This is a genomic window from Pseudarthrobacter sp. ATCC 49987, from assembly GCF_009928425.1.
GTDB lineage: Bacteria > Actinomycetota > Actinomycetes > Actinomycetales > Micrococcaceae > Arthrobacter.
In genome coordinates, this window is record NZ_JAABNS010000001.1 from 3,076,996 (window position 1) to 3,096,559 (window position 19,564).

A 19,564-nucleotide genomic window follows, 5' to 3' on the forward strand; every position below is an offset into this window, starting at 1 on the left:
ACTGTTGATGTCGAAAGCGTACCCGCCGGTTCCCTGGAGCTCCCGTTGAAAGCGTGTCGTAAACGTGCCGTATCTGTGTTGTTTTCGTCAACAGCAATGCCGACCATCCATTGCAGAGGAGATCTGTCAGCGATCATGTGGAACGACCCACTAGCGGGCGCGAGTCTGTATGAATTTGGTGGGCTATTAGACGAGGATCGGCGTCGCCCTTCAGTGGGTAGGCGCTTACGACTGGCCCTCACCGCGCAACCGCCCCTCTCCCCTTAACGCGATCTGGACACCCCGTAGCTGATGAGCGACTGCGCGCCGTAGCCACCAGACGTCCCCTTGGGAAAGCAGCCTGGTACATCGGCGCGGCATCCGCGAACTGACAAACTCTAATTCTCCTTCAACTCCCCATTCCACCCATCGGCCACCCACCGGCTGGTACGTCATCGAGCCACGCTGAGGGAATTATGGATCCGACCTTATTGACCATGTAGCGAAAGACATAGTCTGACCCTTGCTTGCCGGCGGCTTTGGCTACGCCGGATAGAGAGACGAACAGTGAGGCTTGGCTGTCGGAAAAGCCAGCGGAGATCAGCGGGTGGTACTCCCCTTCCGTGGCCAAAGAATCCAGCAGGCGCTCCACTGCGGGTACGTGGAAGTCCGAGTCGTTGACGTGCGTCGTGAACAGGTGTGGGGCACCCACGTCAAGCAGCTGGCCGAAGCCGCTAAGGAGGTCGTTTCTGGTCCGGTCTTTCCTCCTGAGCTGCGCTCTCGCTTCCTCGGTCAGTGTCGCGTTCCGATCACTGGCTTCGTTTTTCTGCCTAAGCAGGTCATAGTCGGAGGCGGCGCGTGTGTACCCGGCAAAGTGGTCGGAGAAGGCCGGGGAATTCTGAAGTCTCGCGGCCAGTCGAAGCGCTTCGAATTCCTGCCAAGCATCATCCAGTTCCTGTGAGCTGATGGAAAGCGCTTCTTCCAAGACGGGCGCCAGGTAGCCGTGGATCCGGTTCGGAGGCATGCTGTGTTCTGCGTAGAGCCGGTCGGCAGAGAGAAGCGATCCGTAGTACTCGCGCCCGCCGAGAAGCCCCTCTGGGCGGCTCATGTTCAAGAGACGCGCCAGCACCTCATGGCGGTTCCCGGCTAGGGCAGCTATCCCCGCGGCATAATACAACGCTGCAGCCGAAAACAGCTTGAGATTCAGATGCCAGACCAAGCCTTCGGCCGGAGTCGGCGCTGCTAGTCTGCGGATCTCGTTCATCCACCACGTATCGGTCTGGGGCGAACCCCAGTAAGCCAAGGTGGCAGTGAGCGCCGCGGCAACGGTGGTCGCCTCTTCGATGGCTGCTACCACATCAGGCTTCGGAGTCATCGGGAGATTCGTCGACACGAAATGCGGACCTTCGTGCACCCGCACGATTTCGCGTTTGAAACGGTCGTGGACCGAAATTGCCACAGCCCTGCCGGCGAGTTCCCGCTTGGCCGTTTCCACGGCGGCAGCCACTAACAATGGGTGGCGGGCTTCCCGGGCTTTCATAGCCCGCACGGCGTCACTGAGTTGGCTGAACCCCTCGTCAGCGCTGATGCGGAGGAGAAAGCCCTTCTTCTCCTTGATCAAGTCCTGGGCTTCCTTGCTGGCCTCATGCGGCTCAAACCAGCCCATCGTCTGCCTGGCCGAGTACTTACTCCGGATAGCGTCATGAACCTGAGGGTCATACACGCCCGACCATCCAGCGATGATCAGACCGTACTCACGCACAATCTGCTCCAGGAGCTCCTGCCGTGGGGGGCTGTATGCCGCGAGTTCGTCGTACGTGTTCAGCATTGAGCTGGGATCTTGGTACTCGCCGTGCAGGTGGATGACCCGGCATCCTTGGGTGTGGAGCGGTTCCATTCCTTCCAGGCTGGCATTGGAGGACAGAATGACTGGGTCGATTCCCTGAGCTCTTATCGCCTTCTCAATGAGGTGGTCGAAGTTCAGGGTGACGATGACTTTCACATACCCATCTGCGACAAGACGGGCGATGGCATGGTGGGCGTCGGTGGGCTCTTTGAGGCCACTTTGTCGCTCTTCTTCTGTTTGTTTGAAAATGTCCTGCAGGATGCTCTTTCGCTCCCACGGGGTGGGCGCCAACCGTTCCAACAGTGGCTGATACTCGGCGTCGTTGCCGTAAGTCTCCTCGTACCAGGCGTTCGTGTCCTTGATGTCGTCGGGGTCTTTCCCGGCTTGGAGAGCAACCATCGAGGTGAGCTTTTGGCGTACACCCCACGCGGTAGGAATCCCGCTTGCAGCTGAGACCCCGGAGCCGATCAACAGAGCGTACGATCCCGGGTTGGAGTAAACGGAAAACGCTAAGGTCATTAGGTCGTTCTGGGTGCTTTTGACGGTCATGCACATACGCTAGCGTGAGCGAACCTGCCCGGCGGGACCGTGACGTCTTCGGTCCAGTTCCGGCCTAACACGTCGGAGTCGGAGCGGATGACCAGACCGAGCGGGTCCTCGCCTAAGGTGGGTCCATGAGCGAACCCAGCGAACTGCCCGCCGTCCCAGCCGCGTTGACGGCGTGGATTGAGGAGCACCCCCGCCCCAATGCCATCAACGGCCATGGGTTCGAGCTGAATCTGGGCTTGTGGAACCGGCAGATGGGGCACCTGCGTGGTGGGCCAGTGGCAGGTAGCCAGGGAGAGAATGACCGCGGACGAATTAGTCGCGAGGATTTGTTCCGTCTGGCTCCGGCAGCGCGCGATGACGAATCGGGTGTCGGCGCGCTGCGGCTCTTCTGGCACATGCTCGTATGGGGAACAGGTACTGCGCACCGGAACACCCCAGGACGTATCCAGTCCGTAGAGTCAGATCAGACGAAGGCTGGTCTGACTCTGCACAATGCGGCCAAGCGATCAGTCACGGATCCGCGCGCCGCGTTTCTGTTGATGCGGCCCTGGGGAAACGCCCTGAAACATCTCGGTCCGAACTTCTTTACGAAATTCCTCTATTTCTCAGGCGGCGGGGCGGTGGACCACCCTTGCCTCATCGTCGATAAGCGTGTCCTGACCTCCCTCTTCCGAGAAACGGGAATGAAGGTGTTTCTCCCTCGGACCACGAACTATGGCGTCGGTGTCTATGAGTACGCGTTGACGGTGATGCATTTCTGGGCACGGGAACTTTCCACTACCGATCGGACGGTGGGGGCAGACGAAGTCGAACGGTGGGCTTTTGCAACCGGGAAGGCCTAGAAGGTCGCCCTTTTGCCCCCGACTCTGAGAACCCGCCAGCGCCGCCATCAGGAACATCACGGCCGCGCCACTAGGCTGGTTCCCATGCAAAGCGACGGACCAAAGCCTCGTCCTGACATGGCCCCGTTTGAACTCGTCTGGCCGCCTGCTTTGAAGAGGCCCGCAACCCCGCCTACCTTGCTGTACTTGGATCTCAATCACTGGATAAACCTCGCAAAGGCGAAACTCCAGCGCGGAAGCGCGGCCCGCTACCAAGATCTTCTCTACCAATGCCGACGAGCCGTCACGGAAAAGCGGATTCGAATCCTATTGTCGGCCCCATTGGTGGAGGAGATCTACGCAATACGAGATCCGCGCCAGAGGAACGATCTGGCAAACCTCATAGAAGAACTAACTCATTTCGAGTACATGGCGAGCCTTGTGGACGTTAAGAAACTCGAACTGCAGGCAACCCTGGATGCCATGACTAAAACACGTGGCCTGGCGTTTTCACCCGTCCCTCTGGTTGGTAAGAGCCTTTTGCATGCCTTCGGCAGGGTAGGTGGGTTGCGTCTGGTGGATGCCGATGGTTTATCCGTCGAGCGCAACACCCTCGATCCAGAGCGTCAGGAGCGGCTGAGAGCCTTGGAACGTCAGGCCGAGCGAATGCTCATTGCAGGGCCGAGCGATGAGGACCTCCCGGGGATGCGAGAACGAGGATATGCACCCGAGGTCCATCGAGAGTCTCTTGTCGGCAACGTGCGAATTGAGCAGCACTTCGCGGATGAACAGCTTAGCGAAAGTTGGCGCCGCGGACGCTTGAGGGATGTGTTGGCCGGGCGCGAGGTGAATCTCGAACTCAACGACATGCTCACTGCCGAATTGACGGCGCGGGCCATGACTCTTAGTGATGTCGTGGACAACCTCACAGATGCCCGAAGACTGGTACTGAGCATGCCCAGCAGCTGCGTGACCGTTGAGCTGAAGACCCACTATCACCGCGACGCAAAGAAACGATGGTCCGTCAATGACCTCCACGACATCAGTGCCATGTCGCTCGCGGTGCCATACTGCGACATCGTCTTCACTGACGCAGCTGCAAGGAATGGCTTAGTACGAGCAAAGCTCCATGAGCGGATGAACACCATCCTGCCGAGAACTCCGGAAGACCTGGCAAATATCCTAAAGGACCTCTAAGTCCAATCGCCTGGCTCGCTTGGCCTCGCTGCCGGCCCGGACTGTAAGCAACCGCATGCCGCCATGTGCGTGGTCACGTTGAGCCGTTCGGGTCCACCAATGAGGCAAGATACTTCTCATGGGTTCCACAACTTTCGAAGACGTCCTTGACCGCTTGTACTTCAAAGCCATCGACCAGAAGGACAAAGGAACCAGCTTCGAACGCCTGATCCGGCGCTACCTTCAGCTCGAGCCCAAGTACGCGGACCAGTTCTCCGATGTCTGGATGTGGAACGAGTGGCCCGGCCGGAACGGCAAGGTGGACACCGGCATCGACCTGGTTGCACGGGACCGGTACACGGGAGAGCTCACGGCGATCCAGTGCAAGTTCTTCGACCCGACGCTGACTCTTCAGAAGGGGCAGATCGATTCCTTCTTCACGGCCGCCGGCAAGACTGACTTCTCCTACGGCATGGTGGTCTCCACCACAGACAAGTGGTCCAAACACGCCGAGGACGCGCTCGAGGGCCAGTCGAAGGAGATGACCCGGCTGCGGCTCAAAGATCTGGCCGAGTCAACGATTGACTGGTCCGAGTTCGACGTGGACCAGCCGGAGAAGATGCGCCAGCTGGACCGGAAGGCTCCGCGCAAGTACCAGCGAGAGGCGATCGACGACGTCGCCGCCGGCTTCAAGGCCGGCGACCGAGGAAAGCTGATCATGGCCTGCGGCACAGGCAAGACCTATACATCACTGAAGATTGTCGAGGAGCAGGTACCTGTCGGGGGCAGTGTGTTGTTCCTGGTGCCCTCGATCGCGCTGCTGCAGCAGACGCTGAATGAGTGGACGGCGCAGGCCACCGTCCCGTTGCGGCCCCTGGCCGTATGCTCGGACACGAAGGTGGGCCGGCGCGAGCATGAGGACGTCTCCGTGCATGACCTCGCGTTTCCGGCCACCACGGACCCGGTGAAGCTGCTCAACCGGGCACGCATCAGCACGGGCCAGGAAGCTGTCACCGTTGTGTTCTCCACCTACCAGTCCATCGACGTCATCGCCCAGGCCCAGAAGGATGGACTTGGCGACTTCGATCTGATCCTGTGCGACGAGGCCCACCGCACCACCGGCATCACGGAAGCCGACCACGATGATTCGACGTTCGTCCGCGTCCACGACAACTCCTACATCAAGGCCGCCAAGCGCCTTTACATGACCGCCACCCCACGGATCTACGTGCAGGATTCTAAGGCCAAGGCGGCCGAGGATAACGTCGCCGTCTACTCGATGGACGACGAGGCCGTCTACGGGCCCGAGTTCCACCATCTGGGTTTCGGCAAGGCCGTGGAGATGGGCCACCTGGCCGACTACAAGGTCCTGGTCCTTGCCGTCGATGAGGAAGCCGTCTCCCGGTCGTTCCAGGGCTTGTTCGAGGAGAACGGTGACCTGAAACTCGACGATGCTGCCCGAATCGTCGGCTGCTGGAACGGACTGTCAAAGCGCGGCGTCAACGGCCAGCGCCTGGACGTCGCGGACGCCTCGCCGATGCGTCGCGCCGTAGCCTTCGCCCGCAACATCAAGGAATCGAAGAAGCTCGCCGCCGAGTTCGAACTGATCGGGCGTCAACTTCTTGTCAACAGCACCGATGGCCAAGCCAAGACTGAAGAGACCGTCTCAACCGCACGGGCGGACTCCGCGCTAAGGCTGGAGGCAGGTCACGTAGACGGCACGTTCAACGTGCTGGAACGCTCCGCGAAGCTGGACTGGCTCAAGGAACCCACGGACGGGAACGTCTGCCGGATCCTGTCCAATGCCCGGTGCCTGTCCGAGGGCGTGGACGTGCCGACCCTGGACGCGGTGCTGTTCCTTAACCCTCGCAACTCACAGGTCGACGTCGTGCAGTCGGTTGGCCGCGTGATGCGCAAAGCGGAGGGCAAGGAATACGGATACATCATCCTCCCAATTGCCGTTCCCGCCTCCCAGGACCCGGAAACGGCACTAAACGACAACAAGAAGTACAAAGTGGTCTGGGACGTGCTGCAGGCCCTGCGCGCCCACGATGACCGGTTCGAAGCCATGATCAACAAGCTCGACCTTAACCGGAACGCCAACGACGTCATCGACGTCATAACGGTCGCCGACCCGTTCAACAACGACATCGAACCCGGCACCGGAGGCTCCGCGGACAGCGACGGCCCAAGCCAGGACACGCTGTTCCACCTCGCCGGCGCCGATGCCTGGCGCAACGCCATCTTCGCCCGCATGGTCCGCAAAGTCGGGGACCGGCGCTACTGGGAATCCTGGGCCGCCGACGTCAAGGAGATCGCGGACCGTCACGTCGTCCGAATCCGCACCATCCTCGACGGCCCCGACCCACGCGCCCGGGAAGAATTCGCGGTTTTCCTGGAAGGGCTGCGCGGGAACCTGAATGACGGCATCACCGACTCCGACGCGATCGACATGCTCTCCCAGCATCTCATCACCAAGCCCGTCTTTGAGGCCCTGTTCGATGGCTATTCTTTCGCCGCGCACAACCCAGTCTCCCAGGTCATGGACTCGATGATCGCGGTGCTGGAGCAATACAACCTCGACTCCGAGGTCCAGAACCTCGAGGACTTCTACCGTTCAGTGCGGATCCGAGCGGAGGGCGTCACGAACGCCGAAGGCAAGCAGAGAATCATCACCGAGCTGTACGAGAAGTTCTTCAAACTCGCGTTCCCGCGCGCGGCCGAGTCTCTGGGAATCGTTTACACCCCGGTTGAGGTCGTCGACTTCATCATCCGTGCCGTGGACGACGTCCTCGCAAAGGACTTCGACACCTCGCTCTCCGCCCCGGGTGTGCACGTGCTGGACCCGTTTTCCGGCACCGGCACGTTCACAGTGCGGCTCCTGCAATCCGGGCGCATCAAGCCTGAAGACCTGCTGCGAAAGTACACGGCCGAACTCCACGCAAACGAGATCCTTCTTATGGCCTACTACATTGCCGCAATCAACATCGAAGCGACCCTCCATGGGCTCCTAGAGGAGCAGGCTGCGGAACGCGGCGAGGACCCCGATACGGTCGAGTACGTGCCGTTTGACGGGGTCGTGCTCACAGATACGTTCCAGATGACCGAGGACGGCGACACCTTGGACGAGCACGTCTTCACGTCCAACAACGAGCGTGTCGTCGCCCAGAATGCACTGGACATCCGGGTCATTATCGGCAACCCGCCTTACTCGGTCGGCCAAACAAGCGAGAACGACGACAACGCCAATCTGAAGTACCCGACACTCGATGCATCAATCAGGTCGAGTTACGTCCGCCGGTCGTCGGGAGCGAGCCCGCGGTCTCTATACGACTCCTACGTCCGCTCCATAAGATGGGCCTCCGACAGGATTCTCAAGTCAGAGCACGGGGGCGTGGTCTGTTTTGTCTCCAATGGCGGCTACATCGATTCAAATTCAGCTGATGGGCTTCGCAAGACTCTCGTCGACGAGTTCCACGAGATCTACGTCTACAACCTACGAGGAAATCAACGCACGGCCGGGGAGGAGAGCCGCAAGGAGGGCGGCAAGATTTTCGACTCCGGCAGCCGGGCAACTGTGGCCGTCGTGATGCTCGTGAAACGCCCCGGCCCGGTCACAAAAGGTGTGCTGAACTATCGGGACATCGGCGACTTCCTGAGCCGCAAGGAGAAGCTCGAGATTGTCGACGAGGCAGAGCTCGGGACAATTCCGTGGACCCAAATCAGTCCTAACGCCAACGGCGACTGGATCAATCAACGGACGAACGAGTTCGAGGATTTCGCACCTCTGGCTCGAACTGCCCGTGGCAACCAAAGCGGGACCCCCATTTTCGAACGGACCTCCCTCGGGCTAACAACGAATAGGGATGTCTGGATTTACGGCTCGAGCCAAACGGAGCTGACAGGCAACATTAATAGAATGGCCACCAGCTTCAACGATCTGGTCGCAAGCGGGATTAAGGATCATGCTCACCTGGAGACTTCGAAAATCAGTTGGAGCGTAAACCTCAAGAAACGCCTGACCAGCGGGGTCCCGCTGGATCTCCGAAATCCGGACGTTCGAGTAGCCGCTTACCGTCCATTCAACAAGCAGTGGGCAATCCTTGAGCGTGACATCATTGAACGCCCCCGGAGTATTCCGGAGCTCTTTCCTAGTCCATCGGCGACGAATCTCGGTTTCTACATCACCTCGCCAGCATCGCACTATCCGACTTTCGAGGCTCTAATGGTCGACGGGATTCCGGATCTGCACATGTTGGACACCGGCCAGTTCTTCCCTCGCTACACGTACTCGGCGCAGGCAACGGGGACGCTATTCGACTCACCCGACGGAGAGATGCAGCGGGTGGACAACATCACCGACGCAGCTCTTGCCGGCTATTGTTCAGCCTACGGTCCTGAGGTGACCAAAGACGACGTCTTTTACTATGTCTATGGTCTACTGCATTCCCTCGAGTACCGGGCACGTTTCGCGGCGGACCTCAAGAGAACTCTTCCGCGCGTCCCCAAGGTCCCCGGCATGGAAAGGTTCCGCGCCTTCAGCCAAGCAGGGCGGGAGCTCTCCATCTTGCACATCGGCTACGAGTCGGTGGACCCATATCCGCTCAAGGAGATACAGACCGGGCTGGTGCCATCCGCCGAAGAGTACGCCAAATATGCGGTGACGAAAATGAGATACGCCGGCAAAGCCGGCGCTTGGGACAAGTCTCGAATCCTCTACAACTCCTACATCTCCCTTGCGGGCATTCCAGAGGACGCACAACGGTACAAACTCGGTTCGCGCTCCGCGGTGGACTGGATTGTGGAGCGGTACCAAGTGAAGAAAGACAAGGCCTCCGGGATTGTCAATGACCCTAATGGCTGGTCACGCGAACATAGCCAGCCCCGCTACATCATCGACCTGATCGGCCGGATCGTCACTGTCAGCCTGGAGACAAACCGAATCGTCGACTCCCTGCCGAGCCTCGGTTTGGACAAGTAGCAAACAGGCCGGTCCGTGAAGGCGCCGGGACCTTAGAGCAGTTTCATCTTCGTCCAAGTGTCGGGATCAACAGCCTCGATGCCCTCAAGGAAGAACGCCCGGTCCGGCCCGAGGATTTCGCCAATGGATTCTGCGAGTCGATCGAGGTGCCACAGCGACAGAGTTCGTCCTGGACCAGCTTCCAGAACGATCACGGAGCAACCGTCTGTCTCGTAATGCCAGACGTTGTTCCACGCGAGTCGGGCCGCGACTGCCCTAATGCGGCTCCCCTCCATGTCACTTAGCATCCTGCTCCTGGGTACGTTCCAGTCCTGTGGCTGCCTCTCCATCGCGACAACGCACGGCTCTCTCCCTCGCCCTGTAGACCGTCCCGCGCGAGACTGAAAAGAGTTCGGCGAGCTCAGCGACGGAATGTTCGCCGGCGTCGCTCAGGCGCATTAAATGCTCCTCCTGTTTGAGGCTCAGCTTGGGCTTCTTACCGCGAAGTTTTCCTTTGGCCTTTGCAATTTGCATCCCCTGGCGCGTTCTGGAGCGGAGGAGGTCCGCCTCGAATTCCGCGATCATCGATAGGCAGGTGTAGAGAAGACGGGACATAGGGTCTTGAGGGTCGTGAACGGAGGTTCCCAGTTGAAGACTCACACCCATGGCGGTCAACTCCTCCAGTATGTTCCGCGCGTCCGGCAGTGAACGGGCAAGTCTGTCCAGCTTTGCGACGACGAGCACGTCCCCCTCTCTGACGGCAGCCAGTGCCTCCCGAAGACCTGGACGGTCCCTATTAGTTCCGGTCAGCCCGTGGTCAACATATACCCGGGTCGCGCCAAGTTCCTGCAGTTGCTGACGTTGTGCAGCAAGGTCCTGCTCCGCGGTACTGCACCGGGCGTATCCGATCTTCAATTTTGTCTCCTTCGTGTTCGTTTAGCCCCCGCTCACCGGACGGTTCACCGGGCGGGTCTTACGGACGCACATATTCCGGATCTCAGCGGGCCGGGCCGGTGTACCGGTGGCCGATCCCCTTACGGACGCCCGTCGCGGCCTGTTCGGCGTCCGCTTCCCACCCGTGGTTTCCTGCTCCGAGGAAGGCTGCTATACCTGCGCGGCGAGGTTCTTCAACAGCTGCCCTCGCCACTTGGGGTCCGTGAGAAGGAATGCGTGTGCCACGAAGATAGCGTCGACCGTTTTCGATTGCGCCAGGGAGATATGCTCCAGCTCCTCGATAAAGTCGACGAGCAGGCCTTTGGCAGCATCCTCGTCCTCATCCGGGTAAACGGCGGCGCAGAACTGGGAAGTCCAGAGGGTGGCCGCCGCCAGAGATTCGGTGCGGGCCGCGACATCACTGAAGAGGTAGCCGTCATCGCGCCAAGCCAACAGAATGTTTTGGTGATCAGCAACCCAGCCGGCCGGGTAGACCAGATTTGTAAGCCGGAGGGCTAGAGCCCCGAGATAAAGAACATCTTCAAGCATGTCGGGGATGACGCCGCCATATGGAGAACTGTCAATCCCTTCGGCCGCCCGGGCGATTGCTCCCGGATGATATTCGTACTGCTCGTACATGGTTCTCCTCGATCTCGGCTGATCCTCTGCAACTCATGTGTGCGGACCGTTGAAGAAGTCCCGTCGCGAGGCGAGGGAACGGAGACAGGCCTGCACCTCTTCTTCAGGCGCCGAAGGCGCCTGAAGAAGAGGTGCAGGGTTCAGAGTCCACTACAACAGGGCCGAGACCACGTCGTGTTGCTTGGTGAAACGTAGGGTTCCGACGCGTCTCCACCGGCAGCGGACACCGACAACGCGCCTGAGGACGAGCGGGCCACCACATGACTCATTACTCCGGCCGACTCGGGAAAGCCGGCTCCTCAGATCCGCGGGCGGAGATCCTTGGAGCTGCAAACTAAGGCTCGCGTTCCGGCTGCTGTCTTTCACGCAGGGCACCGACGAGGCCTAGTACTACAGTCGCGTTTAATTTTGGCCGTATCGGCGGTTTAACCGGACTTTCCGCTCGCGGCCTGTTAATCGTTGGTGGTGAGTGATGATATTTGTGTGGCGGACGTAGAAGAGTGGGCCGATGGTCTGGAAGAAATCGGCGATCTGATTGGGCGGCGGTTTGTCCGGTCGGAACCGCGGCGGAACGCTGTGGGGTATGTGCGAGGGCTGCTTTCGGATGAGGAACGCAAGAATTCCTGGACGCTGTCCGAACGCGCCGGGCACGGCACCCCGGATGGCATGCAACGCCTGCTCTCGACCACCGACTGGGACCCGGATGCCGTGCGGGATGACCTGTTCACCTACGTCAACCGCCACCTGGGCGATCCCGACGGGATCCTGATCATTGACGAGACTGGATTCCTCAAGAAGGGCGCCGCCTCAGCCGGGGTCGCACGCCAGTATTCGGGCACCGCCGGGCGCGTGGAGAACTGCCAGATCGGGGTGTTCCTGACGTACTCCGCCCCGGCCGGGCGCACCCTGCTGGACCGGGAACTCTACCTGCCCAAAGCCTGGGCCGATGACCGGGAAAGATGCACCCGGGCCGGGATCCCCAAAACCCGGGAATTCGCCACGAAACCGGCACTGGCAGCGGACATGATCGACCGCGCCCTGGATGCCGGGATCCTTGCCCGCTGGGCCACCGGGGACGCGGTCTATGGGCAGCACACGGGGCTGCGCCGCCGTCTGGAAGCCAGGGGGTTGCACTACGTGCTGGCGGTTCCCATGAACCAGAACGTCATCGCCCCCACAGTCGGGATCGGCGAGCAATGGCGCGCGGATAAACTCATCGCCTCGCTGCGCACCAATGCCTGGCGGACCAGGACCGCCGGCGCCGGGACCAAGGGCGACCGCCGGTATTCCTGGGCACGAACCCGCATCAACGGACCCGCCGAAACAGGGGAACACTGGCTACTGGCCCGCCGCTCCCTGAAAGACCCCTCCGATCTGGCTTACTACATCTGCCATGGCCCGAACCGCGTCTCGCTGGCCGAGCTGGTGCGGATCGCCGGCGCCCGCTGGGCCATCGAGGAAACCTTCCAAACTTCCAAAGGAGAAACCGGACTGGACCACTACCAAGTGCGCCAATACACCGGCTGGTACCGCCACATCACCCTCTCCATGTTCGCCCAGGCCTTCCTGACCGTGGTCCGCTCCAAAAAAGGGGCCCTGCCGCCGAAACCGCGGAACTGATCCGGCTCTCACTGCCTGAAATCAGGCGCCTGCTGGTCCGAATGGTCTGGCACCGGACCACCGCCCCCGAACAAGTCCTGGAACACTCAACCTGGCGACGAAAACACCAACACCGCGCACGACATAGTCATTACAAAGCCCGCGGACACACCCCATAAACGCGACTGTAGTACTAGGCAGCGAACGAATCATCTGAGGACCGTCTGGCTGCACATCAACGCCGGCGTAGACGCTGCAGCTCGTCTACGCCGGCTACCCAGGTCTCCCTCGGTGCGTAGATAAAAATGCGGACGACATTCCCAGTCATTCCGGGGTGATTTCGAGGCTGAGGGGTCGGGTCTACCTGTCTACTCGAATTTGAGAGTCATTCAAATATTTTCTAGTCCTGCCCCTGACAAGCAGGCGGGGATGCTCGGGGTAGATCTCGTAGACGGCCGAACGCCTCGGCCACAAGGCACCCACGCATCCCCGCGCCCCGGACGCGTCCGGCCTTTCCCGGGAAGAGAGCTGTCATTCTTCGTGCCTAGTCTCGCGTTTGCCGGGACCGACCCGGACCATGACCGGGGTCTCCACCCCAAAAATGACATCGGCGATTTTTTGCGCGGGGCACCCCTTCTATAGGCGACAACAACTCTGGCATCGACAGAAAGAGGTATCCTCGTGGACCTCGCCGCCTGGCACCAACAGTACGAAACGCTCTATGGAGCCCACATCGCCGCCGGCCACTACCAGGACGCTCTTCTGGGCATCAGCGTCCCGGGCAACTGGGCCGGGTTCAAGATCCCGCTCCTCGACACCGTTGCCATCGATAAGAAACTGATACAGCTGGATCGGGCCGGCAAGGACATTTATTTCCGGGTCGTCCCGCTGAAGGCCGGGGTTTACGGTCAGGGCGAACGGGCGGGCGCCGACCGCAACGATCTGATGCCCGCCGCGTGGGGTGACGGAGACACCCGGGACGGCGAACACAAACCGTTCCGTGGCGAATTCAAAGGCTTTCCGCACCCCACCACCGACCAAGTGCTGGACATGTACGAGGCCGTACTGCCTGTCTCGATGGCCAACGGTTCAGGAGGAGGCGTGCACGCGTACTGGCTCCATGCCATGCCGCTCGAGAACGCGGCCGGGAACAACGCGTCGATGAACATCCTCAGGCGGATCGATTACGCCATGAAGCAGGCGGCAAAGGAACGGGGCTTCGGTTTGGACACCGGCATCACCTCCGATCCTGCCCGCATCCTTCGGGTTGCCGGCTCCATGAACTACAAGCGCAGAAACGACCCGCGACACGTCACCGTGCTCACCAACAACACGGGCATCCTCTACACATTCGAGCAGTTGGACTCGATTCTGCCGCACATACCCAGGATCGAACCAAAACGCTCCATCGCCACCGCACCGAAACGCACAGACCGGAAACAGATCAATTCCTGGTCAGCGCAGGTTCCCGTCTCCTTCCTCATGGAGGAGGTCTGGGGCATGACCACCGCAGACGGCGACGCTGACACCACCGAATACCGCCGGTGGGTCTACCCGCGCGAAGACGGCACCGCATCCGAAAGCGACAAGCATGCCAAAACGTTCCTCTCCGAACGCGGCGTCGAGTACGTGGTCGCCTACGGCGGCCGCATCCAGGACGAATGGGGCATCAACGACTTCCGCACCGCGCTGACCTCCTGGGACCTGCTGCTGACCTGTCTCGGCGGAAACATGCCGCTAGCCCGCTTCATGGCCAAAGAATTCCCCGAGCCCTCCCAGGACCTCGTCGACAACCTCATATCCGCCAACGAAGCGCGCCACGGTATCACCGCCGGCTGACCGAACACTGTCTAAAAAAACTCGCAACAAATATTTCACCGTTTTTGCGCGGCGCGCCCCTTCTGTCTGTAGCAGGAAAAAATAACTGACCGCCCCGGCCCCAGGGCCACGTCTGAAAGGCAACACGTCATCGACGCCCCACCCCCTACACCGCTGGAATACACACCCCGCCACGTCGGGCCCGGCCTCCTTCAACTCGGGCCGCTCCTGGCACCCACCCCTCCCACAGCCCTGCCGGCCCTCGCCACAACCAGTGGCCCCGCCCAACCTTGCGCGGCATCGTTCTATGGCAAGGTCCCCGACCCGTCCCGCATTCTGTTCGCGGCCATGATGAACCTCACCGACATGGGTCTCGGCGCCCGGCTGGCCATCCATTACAAGGACTGTATTGCGTTCTGTACGAGCGCCAAGGGCGGCTTCTGGGTCATCTGGACCGGCACTCACTGGACTCAGGACGTGGACGGTGTCCTGGTTGAGTCCTTCGCCCGCACTGTCATTGCCTCCGTCAGTACCGACGAGGCAGAACATGCAAAGAACACCGACCCCGATGTGCTCAGCGCCCGGTCAGCCCTGGACCACGCCACCGCCTTGGGACAAGCACCAAAGGTGCTGCTGGCCCTCCAAGCAGCCCTCGAGGCCGCTGAGCAGAGGGCCGTCTACAACCGCAAACAGTTCGGCGAGCGTTGCGAAAACGGGATGATCCACATCACGGCAGCCATCAAGGCGGCCCAGGCTCACCTGACGGTCCCCGCCGAAAAGTTCGACACCAACCCCTACCTGATGAACTTCAAAAACGGCACTCTCGACCTGCGAACCAAATCCCTCACCCCGCACGACCCAAAGCAGTACATCACCAAAGTCTGCGCCGTCGACTACGTACCCGCTGCGGAGAACACGGACATGGACCAGATCCTGGCCACCTTGGCCAAATCCGATCCAGGGCTTCCTCTGTTCCTGAAAAGGTACCTCGGCAGCGCAACGACCGGTCTGTCCACCTCCAAGGTATTCCTGTATCTGAAGGGCGCAGCAGACGCCGGCAAGAGCACCCTGTTCCAGGCTTTCGCCCACGCACTCGGTGACGTGAACGGCGACGGCTACGGCCGGATCGTCTCCCCCTCCCTGTTCGCCCTCTCAAGCGACAGCGGCGAAAGCGCGCAACCGAAGCTGCACGACCTCATGGGCATCCTGTTCATCTTTCTGGACGAAGCAGAACGAGGGTTCATGAACCGCGAAACGATGAACAAGATGAGCGCCGGCGGCCAGATGCAAACCCGGCAACTGCACGGAAAACCCGTCACTTGGAAGGCAAAATCCAAAATCGTGTTCGCCGGAAACGACTGGATGGGCATCCCCGACAACGACCCCGGCATCGCCCGGCGCCTCATCGCCTGCGAGCTCACCCACAAGCTCACCGCGGAAGAACTGGACGTAAACCTCCAGGACCGCATCGTGACCCCCGAGGCTATGGAAGCCATCATGGCCTGGGCCGTCGACGGTGCCCACGATTGGATCCGTGAAGGCGCGGATCGCGCGGCCCTGCATCCTACCCCCGCCATGGAAGCGACCTCCGCGCGCTATCTCACCACGGCGGACCCCCTTGAAGCCTGGTGGGACGCCTACATCATCGAAGTCGAGGAAGGAAGCGAGGAAGCCACCCAATACGTCCCACTGACCACCGCCCAGTTCCACGCGCGCTACGCCAAGTATTGCCGGGAGCACGGGACCAAAGTCAAAGTCGACGAACGACACTTTGCCGCAAGGCTCACCGCCCGAGGATTTCCTGCCAAGCCGACCGCCGGAAAGTTCCGTCTCGGTGGCGCCATCTTGAATGCCGGGAAGTTCCGCCAAGGCATCCGACACATTGGCGCCACCACGGCCATCGGCATCGACCTCACCAACTTTTAGACCAGCGTCCGACCTCCCCTCACACTTCAGGCCCATCTGCACCCCCGCGTTGCAGATGGGCCTGGAGGACCTGACTCTCAAATGACCGCCGTCATCGACCGAGGCGCATAGGGGAAGCCAGAAACAGAATTTTTGATCCAACCACGAACCCCGGAGTCACTATGATCACCGCCCCACCCAAGGAACAAAACATGAGCAGGACAGCACCGCCGGCCGGGACAGTACTTGTCCTCGTTTGGCACGACGACACGGAACACCGTCTCGGAATCCTCCCTGACGACCACGTCGACTTCATCGAGGACGTCCTGCTTGACGCCGGCATCCCCGTTGACCGCGAGAGCGGGGATGACTACCTCTGGACCCAGAACAACATGTCAACACCCGTCCAAATCGCACTGCGCCTGGCCGGGCAGGAGGTCGTTTACCTCGACAAGACGGTCTACCGGTACTCGGTCGACATCAAGTCCAAGGCCTCGGGCAAAACCTGCCAGCGCCTGACCGTTCACGCGCACACCGAAAAAGAAGCCCGCAAGATGGCAATGCTCGCATTCGAGCATCGCCACGGCGTTCACGATCCCACAAACTTCAAGCTTTCCGACTACGCCCCTGGGAGAGTCACGAAGGACTGCGACCCCGGACCTTTCAGCACCGCTATCTGAGACCCACAGCCCGGTGATTCGATCCCGGGGATAAGAACGCCTCACCCAGGACAGGAAAGACAATGACCAAACAATCACTTAACCCGTTTCACGCTGTATTCAACGCGATGACACCCGAGGAGCAGAAAGAACATATCCGCGGCCACGCAGACATCGTGGAAGCATTCGTGGACCGCTTCAACCAAGAGCACGGCACTCGAGCCCACGTGATCGAGGAGGGTGTCTGGGGTAGCGCACAATTTTACGTCGCCCGAATCGGCGTCGACCGCAAAGGCTTCGCTATCGACCGCAAACACACCGTGATAGCGCAGACCGCGCACCTTGAGTACTACCTGGGACTCCTCCAAGCTGCACACGAGCTGCGCCAGATCTTTAGGTTGCATGGGGTTACAGACAGCTGAGTTGGGGGTTCCCCTGGGGCGGCGAAGCGGTTCCGCGCTCTAAAGCTAAAGGACTCGTAGCCCTGCTCGTAGCCCTGCAGCGATGGAGTCCTCCAGGCAATGATCGACGCTTGGAGCTAGACATCGATCGAGAACCATTCCCAAACCATGACCCCTGCAGTCAGCGGTCTGCACCGAACACGTGTGTCACAGATTAGCAATCGTACGAGCCCGTTAGACAGTTTCTGCTAGATGAGCGTTCGTGGAAGCAGCATTCTTTACGTCGTCGGTGAAGAGCTGCAACAGAGAAAGCACGTCCTGATGAAGGGTGAGGAAGTCATCAGCTTTGAGCTCCAAGAACTTTCCATGTGCGATCGTATTTCTTCGGTTAACAAGCTCCTCGTCAATCATGTTCGCTCGAGTGGAGTACTCCGAACGCCGCGGTAAGCCCAGGCGCTCTACTACACCACTCAAGACCTTTGACGAGAGGTTGCTTTGGGTTTGCACAAGGTCCTCGGAAAGACGGGCCTTACCCGCGAAACCCTCGATCAGGAACGAAGCGAACTCGTTGTGAATCGCTGGCGTCGATGCTTCTTCTATCGAGGAGATCTTCACCTTCAGTGCATTGCCGAGGAACGCAGCGCTGAGCTGAGCGTAAGTCGGGCTCTGGCTGTTGACATAGCGAATATACAACTGAGCGACGCTCTTGACCCAACCCTCCCAGTGCGCGTACAGGATGAGCACGCCCGATCGCAGGTTGGCAGTCTGACTCGACCCCGAGGACTGCTGCACGAGCTTTCGCGCCGTAGTGAGTTCGTGCTTACGCCAGGCTGTCTCTTCGGAGATAGCGTCTTCCAACGCCTCGAGGGTCCGGATCTTTGCCATCAGGAACTGAGGATCTCGCGCCCTTTGGGCACCATCAACCGCAGGCGTGCCTCCGTCGACTTCCCTGTGGCGAACTTCTTAGTCATCTCCGGTTCATTCCAGAAGTCGATAGCGGCTTCGCGTAAGTTTGGCCGAGGTGTCCTGCCCTCCTTGAGGAGATAGCCGAGACCGACCGCGAGCGCCTCAAAGGAAGTGTTCAGGAACCCTCCCGTAAACCTCCCCTTCTGAGCATCCCAACGCCGGAGGACATCCTCGTCGGCGGCATGGAGCTTATCGAACGTCTCCTCAAATACACCACCCAGGCGGTCTTTGGAGTCGCTCGAGAAATTCAGTGCCAAGGCACCTGAGAACTCCTCCAGTTCGTCTTGGAAATTGCGAATTTCAGCTATCTCTTCGTTTGATTTCGTGTGCAGGAACAGGAACCGGAGTGCGAGCTCTTCGTCGTATTTCTTTGCCTTGTCAGCGTCAGGCAGCCGCAGGAGAGAGACGAACGACTCTCGGCCCGCGAGTTCACTTAGCCATGCGACAAAGTCAGGGTTTACTCCCACTAGCTGCGCGTTTCGTATCTCCTGATTAGAGAGCCTGGATCCGAACGAATTCAGACGCTGGAAGAGATCGAACTTGGTCTTGGGGTCTGAGCCTCGCTGGACGATCTTAAGGTCGATCTTCGCACGCTTTATGTCCAGTCTTTGAGCTGGAGTGAGAGACGATTGCGTCTCTGAGTCCCACACCGCGCCCTCCAGTGACGGGAGATACTTCGTCGCGGTCAATTCGAGGGGAGGAAACTCTTCAGTGTCGAGCAGACCTTGGAGTTGCAGAAGGGTGCTAACTCGCTGCAAACCGTCGACGAGCTCCCACTTGCCACCCTCATCCTGAACGACAAAAATCGACGGCAACGGAATCCCTATGAGTATGCTCTCGATCAGTCGCGACTTCTGAGAATCATCCCAACGGAACAGTCGCTGAAACGGTGGACGGATCACAAGCTCACCGTCACGGTAAAGATTGGTTAGCTCCCCAATACTCATCGGATAACCGTCCGTATGGATGGTCCGGCGCGCCGCCTCGAGTTCCGAATCTAGAGTTGTCATTTGTGCGAAAATCACCAATCTTTTCCCAAGTGTCACCTCGGGGCGTGGCAGGGGCAGTGTCGCCTCGATGTTACCCCACTGCTCGCTTTCTAGGTCCGCCGCTCGCATAGGTTCTAGACACTCGCCAGTAGCCCCATGAAGGCCAACGCCGGAGCGGTAATTCGGCCAACGGGAAAGATCGCGGACGTCCGCCTCAACGATTCGAGGGACAGCTCTTCGCCGAACTCCGCACGTGCAATGTAGGAGAGGTTAGACGAAAGGTCGGCCAAGGTGGCTTGATAGCCCATGCCACACAGCCAGCGG

At 60.1% G+C, this 19,564-nt stretch carries 14 protein-coding genes; 8 read left to right on the forward strand and 6 right to left on the reverse strand.

What is annotated here, in order from left to right:
- Window positions 1–388: 388 nt before the first annotated feature.
- A complete protein-coding gene (locus tag GXK59_RS14250) occupies window positions 389–2,374 on the reverse strand; it encodes an SIR2 family protein (protein WP_160667753.1) in 1,986 nt (661 codons plus the stop codon).
- Window positions 2,375–2,499: 125 nt separating this feature from the next.
- On the opposite strand from GXK59_RS14250, the gene GXK59_RS14255 reads away from it, so the two are divergent.
- The 3 genes from GXK59_RS14255 (at window position 2,500) to GXK59_RS14265 (ending at window position 9,352) form a co-directional block, all read left to right on the forward strand.
- Entirely contained in the window at window positions 2,500–3,216 is a 717-nt protein-coding gene (locus GXK59_RS14255) for an 8-oxoguanine DNA glycosylase OGG fold protein (protein ID WP_160667755.1), read from the forward strand.
- Window positions 3,217–3,402: 186 nt separating this feature from the next.
- The gene (locus GXK59_RS14260) at window positions 3,403–4,392 is read left to right on the forward strand and encodes a hypothetical protein (RefSeq protein WP_160667757.1); all 990 of its coding nucleotides are present in this window, start codon (window positions 3,403–3,405) and stop codon (window positions 4,390–4,392) included.
- Window positions 4,393–4,510: 118 nt separating this feature from the next.
- On the forward strand, window positions 4,511–9,352 hold the full coding sequence (locus tag GXK59_RS14265) for a DEAD/DEAH box helicase (protein WP_160667759.1): 4,842 nt from the start codon (window positions 4,511–4,513) through the stop codon (window positions 9,350–9,352).
- 32 nt (window positions 9,353–9,384) lie between these two features.
- Here the strand turns inward: GXK59_RS14265 and GXK59_RS14270 are convergent, their stop codons facing one another.
- The 3 genes from GXK59_RS14270 to GXK59_RS14280 form a co-directional block, all read right to left on the reverse strand.
- Complete coding sequence (locus GXK59_RS14270) at window positions 9,385–9,546, reverse strand: hypothetical protein (protein ID WP_160667761.1); 162 nt, start codon at window positions 9,544–9,546, stop codon at window positions 9,385–9,387.
- An 82-nt stretch (window positions 9,547–9,628) separates the two neighbouring features.
- A complete protein-coding gene (locus GXK59_RS14275; protein WP_160667763.1) occupies window positions 9,629–10,246 on the reverse strand; it encodes a recombinase family protein in 618 nt (205 codons plus the stop codon).
- 189 nt (window positions 10,247–10,435) lie between these two features.
- A complete protein-coding gene (locus GXK59_RS14280) occupies window positions 10,436–10,903 on the reverse strand; it encodes a hypothetical protein (protein ID WP_160667765.1) in 468 nt (155 codons plus the stop codon).
- A 483-nt stretch (window positions 10,904–11,386) separates the two neighbouring features.
- Here GXK59_RS14280 and GXK59_RS14285 point away from each other — a divergent pair, with 483 nt between their 5' ends.
- The 5 genes from GXK59_RS14285 to GXK59_RS14305 all read left to right on the forward strand — a co-directional run bounded on the left by GXK59_RS14285 (window position 11,387) and on the right by GXK59_RS14305 (window position 17,306).
- Window positions 11,387–12,523 (forward strand): IS701 family transposase, encoded by a 1,137-nt coding sequence (locus GXK59_RS14285; RefSeq protein ID WP_160667767.1) that lies wholly within the window; start codon window positions 11,387–11,389, stop codon window positions 12,521–12,523.
- Between the two features lie 660 nt (window positions 12,524–13,183).
- Window positions 13,184–14,341 carry a hypothetical protein gene (locus GXK59_RS14290; protein WP_160667769.1) on the forward strand — a complete coding sequence of 386 codons (1,158 nt, stop codon included), beginning with the start codon at window positions 13,184–13,186 and terminating at the stop codon, window positions 14,339–14,341.
- Window positions 14,342–14,668: 327 nt separating this feature from the next.
- Window positions 14,669–16,246 carry a phage/plasmid primase, P4 family gene (locus tag GXK59_RS14295; RefSeq protein WP_160667771.1) on the forward strand — a complete coding sequence of 526 codons (1,578 nt, stop codon included), beginning with the start codon at window positions 14,669–14,671 and terminating at the stop codon, window positions 16,244–16,246.
- Window positions 16,247–16,437: 191 nt separating this feature from the next.
- Window positions 16,438–16,905 (forward strand): hypothetical protein, encoded by a 468-nt coding sequence (locus tag GXK59_RS14300; protein WP_160667773.1) that lies wholly within the window; start codon window positions 16,438–16,440, stop codon window positions 16,903–16,905.
- A 62-nt stretch (window positions 16,906–16,967) separates the two neighbouring features.
- On the forward strand, window positions 16,968–17,306 hold the full coding sequence (locus tag GXK59_RS14305; RefSeq protein ID WP_160667775.1) for a hypothetical protein: 339 nt from the start codon (window positions 16,968–16,970) through the stop codon (window positions 17,304–17,306).
- A 213-nt stretch (window positions 17,307–17,519) separates the two neighbouring features.
- Here the strand turns inward: GXK59_RS14305 and GXK59_RS14310 are convergent, their stop codons facing one another.
- Complete coding sequence (locus GXK59_RS14310) at window positions 17,520–18,170, reverse strand: MAE_28990/MAE_18760 family HEPN-like nuclease (protein WP_160667777.1); 651 nt, start codon at window positions 18,168–18,170, stop codon at window positions 17,520–17,522.
- Window positions 18,170–19,261, reverse strand: coding sequence for a DUF262 domain-containing protein (locus GXK59_RS14315; protein ID WP_202129130.1), 1,092 nt, complete (start codon window positions 19,259–19,261; stop codon window positions 18,170–18,172). Before GXK59_RS14315 ends, GXK59_RS14310 begins: the two co-directional genes overlap by 1 nt.
- Window positions 19,262–19,564: the final 303 nt, after the last annotated feature.